The following is a 4,225-nucleotide window of genomic DNA, read 5'->3' as shown; positions in this document are numbered from 1 at the left end:
TCGCCGCGTATGAGAAGGCGCGGGAGCCGAAGAAGCTGACCATCCTCCCCGGTGGGCACTTCGACGCCTACGTCGACGGCTTCGACGTCTCCGGCCCGGCCACCCGCGACTGGTTTGTCGAGCACCTCACCCGCTGACCGCTTTCGCGCCGACCTCCGCGCCTGGCCCGCCGGGGCGCTTGCGGTGATCCGCGGGGCCTGACGCGTTCATGTCGGCACACCCCACACCGAAACGAGGAACCGACATGGCCAACAAGCTGCTCGACAAGGTCGCCGTCGTCACCGGATCCAGCTCCGGCAACGGCCGCGCGATCGCCCTTGCCCTCGCCACCGAGGGCGCCTCCGTGGTCTGCTCCGACATCCGCCGCGACGCCCGCGAGGGCGGCTACGAGAGCGACATCCTCACGCCCACCGACGAGGTCATCCGCGCCAACGGCGGCAAGGCCGAGTATGTCGAGACCAACGCCGCCGACTTCGCCGCGATGGAGAACTTGATCAACTTTGCGGTCAGCAGCTTCGGCCGGCTCGACGTCATGGTGAACAACGCCGGCATCTTCACCAGCCTGCACACCATCGTCGACGAGACCGAGGACGAGTACGACCGCACGATGGCGGTGAACGCCAAGAGCGTGTGGCTCGGCTGCAAGTTCGCGATCCGGCAGATGCTGACTCAGGAGCCGGTGGACGGTTCCCGCGGCCGCGTGGTCAACATCGCCTCCATCGGCGGCCTGGTCGGGCTCGCCGCCGAACCGGGGTACTGCGCCGCGAAGGGCGCGGTGGTCAACCTCACCCGCCAGCTGGCCGTCGACTTCGCCCCCGAACGTATCAACGTCAACGCCGTCTGCCCGGGGTTCCTGGCCACCGCGATGGTCCGGCCGTTCCTCGAGGACCCAGAGCTGAACAAGGCGCTGCACGAGAAGTCGCCGTGGCCGGAGCTCGGCACAGCCGAGGACGTGGCGAAGGCGACACTCTTCCTCGCCAGCAGCGACGCTCGCTGGGCGACTGGCTCCATGCTCACCGTCGACGGCGGCTTCACCGCACCTTGAAGGAAGGTTGTTTCCACTACATCTACGGCGACCTGATCAAGGTCGACGGCGGGGAGACGCCCTGCCGGTACTCGGTCTGACCGGTCCCGGTATGGACCAGGTCATCCGCACGATGTCCCGCCAGCCTCAGCCGGTGGGCGCGCCCTTTCGTCCACCGGCTGAGCCGCCACCAGCGGTGTGCGCCGAAGTGTCGCCCTGTCCGGCGTAGTCCCGACCCGACCGCTCCAGAAACGCTGCTACACAGCCGGGAAGGATTCACACCCCACCCCGTGTCGAGTGATGACCGTGGTGGCCACAGATGAGTCAACGGCACGCGCGGCGATTGACGTCCGGTGTGCACAACGTGGGCGCGAACGCGCGAGCGACCGAGGGCAAGTGGCGGACGGGCGCGAACTGCCATAGGCGCCTGACGTGCAGGGACGGTCGCGACTGATCACGACGGATCGCCGCCGACACGAGGGCCGCCCGACTCATAACCCCTGGGTCGTGGGTTCGAGCCCCACCCGCCCCACCGATATAAGTGCAGTTCAAAGCCTTGTGTCCTGATCAGTGATCTTGACGATCGGCTCTCGCGCCCACACGGCGCCCACACTTCGCGAAGCAGCGTGGGCGTCGTGCGCGGCGTTCATGTGATCGGCGAGCCCACCGACGTCGTCATCGAAGAGCCCGGAGTAGACGTCCAGGGTCATCGCGGCGGAGGCGTGCCCGAGCATCCGTTGAACCGCTTTGACGTTCGCGCCGCTGGCCACCAGGAGGCTGGCGGCGGTGTGCCGGCGGTCGTGCGGCCTAGGTCCTCCAGTCCGGCCGCTCGAACCGCGGGGTCGAACACCCGCCGCCGGAAGTTGCCCGAGCGCAGCACCGCATCACCCCGCGAGGTCAGGACGAAGTCGTCCGGGCCCTCGCCCGTACATCGCCGTGACAGTGGCTCCAGGAGGACCGCGGGGATGGGCACGGTCCGTTGTTGGTGGGTCTTCGGCGTGCCGTACTCGACCGTGCCGTAGTCGACTTCGGTGGCACTCTCGGCGACGGTGGGCTCAGCCCAGGTAGAGGTCCCTGCGGGCGGCCACGAACGCTTCGATCGACTGGGGCGGGATGCCTGTCAAGTGCTCGACGCCGTCGGTCGTGCGGTCGTAGCGGTTGTCCCGGTGCAGCCGGGCCATGGTGGCGACGTGCTGTTCGGTGTGCGGCGGAAGGCCCATCCTGGAGAGCCCGGCCTGCCACCGGTCCAGCGGCACGTCCACATAGGACACTGGCCGATCCAGCGCACGGGAGAAGGCCGCAGCCAGCTCCGTCATGGTGACCGAGTGCGGCCCGGTCAGCTCGTAGACGTGTCCGATGTGGGGAGCCGGGTCCCGGAGCACGGTGGCGACGACCCGGGCTACGTCGTCCACGGCGACCGGCGAGGTGCGTCCGGTGCCGAACGGCAGCGCGATCGTGCCGTTTTCCTGTATCGACCGCGCTGCCATCGTGGTGAACAGCGGAGTGTCGAGGAACACGGTCGGACGGATGTGCACTACGGGGAGGCCGGACCAATTCAGTACTTGCTCCGCCAGCCAGTGCAGCCGCTGCTGGTGCGACTCCTCGGTGCTGGTGGCGGTCATCTGCGACACCGTCATCTGCGACAGGTCGACCAGGGCCTCCAGCTTTCCGTACTCCTTCGCAACGGAGGCCACCACGGTCGCCGCCAGCAGGTGGTCCGGGGATACGGCCATCGCGAAAAACATCCGAGACACGCCCTGCAGCGCGGCCGCCACGGTTTCGGGCCGGGTCAGGTCCCCGATGACGACCTCCGCGCCGAGCCCTTTCACCTCAGCTGCACGCTCGTCCTCGTGACGGACCATGAATCGCACCGGCACATCCTGAGCACTCAAGTGCTCGAAGACCGCACGGCCCACGCCGCGGGCACCGGGGATGAGAACAAGGTTGTTGGCAACCATTGAGTGAATCTCCTTCGTAGTAGTGGGATATCTCCTTGCGCTGTCGAAGCCTCTGCCAAATCCGGGACGCTTCATGCTGCCGCTGTTTCGGGACCGGCCGGTCGCTAGGCCTGGTGCTGGGCGGGGGGCGACTCGGCGGACAGTTCGCCGGGGGCGGGGCTGGGCGGTGGCTGCCTGGCTGGGTCGGGTCCGACGGCGAAGCCAGCTATCGCGCCGAGCGCGGCGAACGCGGCCGCGGCGAGCAGGACGTTGTTGAGCCCGCCGGCGGTGCCGGCGCGGGCGGCGTGGGTCACCGCGGCGCGAGCGGGACCGCGGCGCCGCCGGTGCCGACGATGACGCCGGCGAACAGCTGACGGTGTGCCGCCGCCGCGAACAGGGCGGCCGAGGTCAACTTCTTCGATGAGCTGTGCGAGGAACTCTCCCATTGCCCGGGGAGACAATAGTTCGTCTCGACGCTCGGATGCGCCGAAGCCCGGCAGGTCGACGGCGAAGAGGCGCGTGTGCTCGGCGAGCGTGTTCCACATCCGCGCGAACGCGTACAGGCTCTCCGGCCATGGGCTGGTCAGCAGCAGCACCGGCTCGTGAGGTCCGCCGCTGTCGGCATACCGGATCTGTATTCCGTCGATCATCCGGAAACTGCGGTCGGATTGCTGCGGTGACCGAGGCACTCATGGCAGCTCCTTCCGTGTCTGGTTGTCCGCGCTCATGTCGGCAGCTCCGTGCCGGCCTGCTCCGCCACCGTCTAGTGGGAAGGGCGGGACCGTCGCCACCGACGACCGCACGCAGGCGCAGCTCGCCGGTGTCGACGTGGCGGTTGGTGAAGGTGTCAGGGAACCCGGCGGGCAGATGCGGGGCGCCGGAGGCGCGCCGGGCCCTCGGGAGGGGGCAGCAGGGTGGAAGACCGGCTCATGATGGTGTTCTGTCGACGGGCCGTCGCCTCCGACGCCGCGATGCGGCGGGACGCCAGTCGGACGCGATGGCCAGTGATTTCTTGCGCGGACGGGGCGAAGGCCGCGCGCGGCCGGCGTCGCGCGCGGCAGCACGGCGATGCGGCCGGTTTCGCCGGTGGCGGGACCGACCGTGTGCTCAGCTGCGCGGCTCGGGGATCTGGGGTGCGCGCAGCGGTCGGAACGCGGCCCGCAGCTCCGCCGCGAACAGCTCCGGCTCCTCCCACGCCGCGAAGTGGCCGCCCCGCTCCGCCTCGTGGAAGTAGCTGAGGGTGGGATACGACTTCTCCGCCCAG

At 69.1% G+C, this 4,225-nt stretch carries 3 protein-coding genes and 1 pseudogene; 1 reads left to right on the top strand and 3 read right to left on the bottom strand.

Features of this window, described 5'->3' with window-relative positions; translation table 11 throughout:
- The first annotated feature begins 244 nt into the window (after window positions 1–244).
- A complete protein-coding gene (locus VGP60_RS22465) occupies window positions 245–1,045 on the top strand; it encodes a glucose 1-dehydrogenase (protein WP_327550028.1) in 801 nt (266 codons plus the stop codon).
- A gap of 527 nt (window positions 1,046–1,572) precedes the next feature.
- Here the strand turns inward: VGP60_RS22465 and VGP60_RS22460 are convergent.
- The 3 genes and pseudogenes from VGP60_RS22460 to VGP60_RS22450 form a co-directional block, all read right to left on the bottom strand.
- Window positions 1,573–1,842, bottom strand: a pseudogene (locus tag VGP60_RS22460) (tyrosine-type recombinase/integrase); the annotation flags it as partial.
- Between the two features lie 237 nt (window positions 1,843–2,079).
- A complete protein-coding gene (locus tag VGP60_RS22455; protein ID WP_327550027.1) occupies window positions 2,080–2,982 on the bottom strand; it encodes an NAD(P)H-binding protein in 903 nt (300 codons plus the stop codon).
- A gap of 104 nt (window positions 2,983–3,086) precedes the next feature.
- The gene (locus VGP60_RS22450) at window positions 3,087–3,650 is read right to left on the bottom strand and encodes an alpha/beta hydrolase (protein ID WP_327550026.1); all 564 of its coding nucleotides are present in this window, start codon (window positions 3,648–3,650) and stop codon (window positions 3,087–3,089) included.
- Between the last annotated feature and the right edge of the window lie 575 nt (window positions 3,651–4,225).

Origin of the sequence: Amycolatopsis sp., assembly GCF_036008905.1 — a bacterium.
Classification (GTDB): Bacteria; Actinomycetota; Actinomycetes; order Mycobacteriales; family Pseudonocardiaceae; genus Amycolatopsis.
This window is presented reverse-complemented; position numbering and strand designations above follow the sequence as displayed.